At 74.9% G+C, this 2,419-nt stretch carries 1 protein-coding gene; it reads left to right on the forward strand.

The genetic code is table 11. The features are described from left to right. The first annotated feature begins 50 nt into the window (after positions 1–50). Complete coding sequence (locus E1193_RS31085) at positions 51–1,835, forward strand: family 20 glycosylhydrolase (protein WP_243707980.1); 1,785 nt, start codon at positions 51–53, stop codon at positions 1,833–1,835. Positions 1,836–2,419 lie beyond the last annotated feature (584 nt).

The raw sequence follows: 2,419 nt of genomic DNA on the forward strand, positions 1-2,419 counted from the left end.
CCACCCCGCCCCACAGTCCCGAGACCGGCCAGCAGCCGCCGGTCGCCGGCCTGGCCACCGCCCAGCCGGGCGTCGCCGACCTGGCGCGGGCCGCCGCCCAGGCGGCCGAGAACCTGCTCGCCCCGCCGGCCCCGGTCCCGCTCGGCGACGTGGTTCCGGCCCCGGTCTCGGTCGTCGCGGACCCGGCGGCCGACTTCACCCTGCCGTCCGATGCCGCCATCCGGGTCAGCGCCGAGGCCGGCGCGCGGGACGTCGCCGAGCACCTCGCCGAACTGCTCCGACCCGCGACCGGTTATCCGCTCCCCGTCACCGAGGCGACACCGGGCGGCCCGGCGTTCACCCTGACCCTGGCCGGCGTGGATGGCCTCCCGGCCGCCGACACCTCCCCGGTCGGCCTCCCGCGCCCGCGCGTCCCGCTCGACGGCGCGGCCCCACTCGATCGCGACGGGCGCGCCGGTGCCGGCACGCCCTCGGCGCTCGGCGACGAGGGGTACCGGCTGGAGATCAGCGCCACCGGAGTACGGCTCACCGCCGACACCGCCACCGGCCTCTTCCACGGGGTGCAGACGTTGCGGCAGCTCCTCCCGGTCGCGGTCGAGAGCCCCTCCCCGGTCGACGAGCGCTGGGTGCTGCCCGGCGGTGTGATCGTCGACCGGCCGCGCTTTCCGTACCGGGGAGCGATGCTCGACGTGTCCCGGCACTTCTTCGGGGTCGACGACGTGCTGCGGGTGATCGACCACCTGGCCCGGTACAAGCTCAACCACCTGCACCTGCACCTCACCGACGACCAGGGCTGGCGGATCGCGGTGGACTCCTGGCCCCGGCTGGCCACCGTCGGCGGCGCCACCCAGGTGGGCGCCGGCCCCGGCGGGCACTACACGAAGGCCGACTTCCGGCGGATCGTCCGGCACGCCGCCCGCCGGCACGTCACGGTCGTCCCCGAGATCGACCTGCCGGGCCACACCAACGCGGCGCTGGTCGCGTACCCCGAGCTGGCGCCGGGGAAGGTCGCGCCGCCGCCGTACACCGGCACCGAGGTCGGCTTCAGCCACGTCGACCCCGCCGACGATCGGACGTACGACTTCGTCGCCGACGTGCTCGGCGAGGTGGCTGCCCTGACCCCCGGGCCGTGGCTACACATCGGCGGCGACGAGGCGTTCAAGGTCAAGGGGGCCGCGTACACCAGCTTCGTCGAGCGGACCCAGCGGATCGTCGCCGCCACCGGCAGGGCGGTCGTCGGCTGGCACCAGATCGCCCCGGCCGCCCACCTCGACGGGCGGGTGCTGCAGTGGTGGGGCACCAACGGTGACGACCCCGAGACCGCCGAGGCGGTACGCCGGGGCGCCCGGCTGATCCTCTCCCCCGCCAACCACGCATACCTGGACATGAAGTACGGCCCGGACACCCCGATCGGGCACGACTGGGCCGGTCTGATCGACGTGCGCCGCGCATACGAGTGGGATCCCGGCACGCACCTGACCGGCGTGCCGGCGGATGCGGTGCTCGGCGTGGAGGCCCCCCTCTGGACCGAGTCGGTCACCTCGCTGCCCGAGGTCGAGTTCATGCTCTTCCCCCGGCTCCCCGCGATCGCCGAGCTGGGCTGGTCACCGCGTCGCATCCACGACTGGGCCGGATTCCGCGCCCGGATGGCCGGTCACGGCCCCCGCTGGAGCACCGCCGGCATCGCCTTCCACCGCTCCCCCGAGGTGCCCTGGCCGGCCGAGCGGGCCGACGTTGACCGGCTCGACCGTGAGCCCACGCACCCCTTCCCCAGCCAGCTCGGCCCGGACGCCACCGAGGTGCCCGCACCCACGGCGGCCACCGCCGACGGGTGACCGTCCCGTCAGGTCGCCGACCTGCGCGGCCCGACGTCGCGGTCTGCGACCCGGACGGCCGGGTGCGTGCCGTGCACGGTTTCCTGGACAAGGTGCCCGCAGCGGCCTGACCCGCGGGAGGCCTCCGCCCGGCCGGTGTCCATCGCCCGGGCAAGGCGCACGTGCGCCGCCACCACCTCATCCGGGACGAACCCGAGCTGACGGCTTCCGCGCAAACTTCTTGATCAACGGGGTGTGCGGATGGGGTGAACGGCGCGAAGAGGTGCGTGTCCCGATGGGGCCGATGTCCGGTCTGACCTGCGGCATCCCGTGGCCGGTGCCACCCGGCTGGCGGAATCGGCGACAGGCCCGGGGCGTTGTACATGGCACAACCATCGGCGTTCTCTCACCGGGACGGCCGGCCCCGACAGCGTCAGGCCGTGGAATGCGAGCCCCGCCGGGCTGGTTACATCCCCCGGACACCGAGGCCCGGCCCGTGGAATGCGAGCCCCGCCGGGCTGGTTACATCCCCCGGACACCGAGGCCCGGCCCGTGGAATGCGAGCCCCACCGGATCGGTTACATCCCCCGGACACCCGAGCAGGC

Source organism: Micromonospora sp. KC606, assembly GCF_004348675.1.
Taxonomy (GTDB): domain Bacteria; phylum Actinomycetota; class Actinomycetes; order Mycobacteriales; family Micromonosporaceae; genus Micromonospora.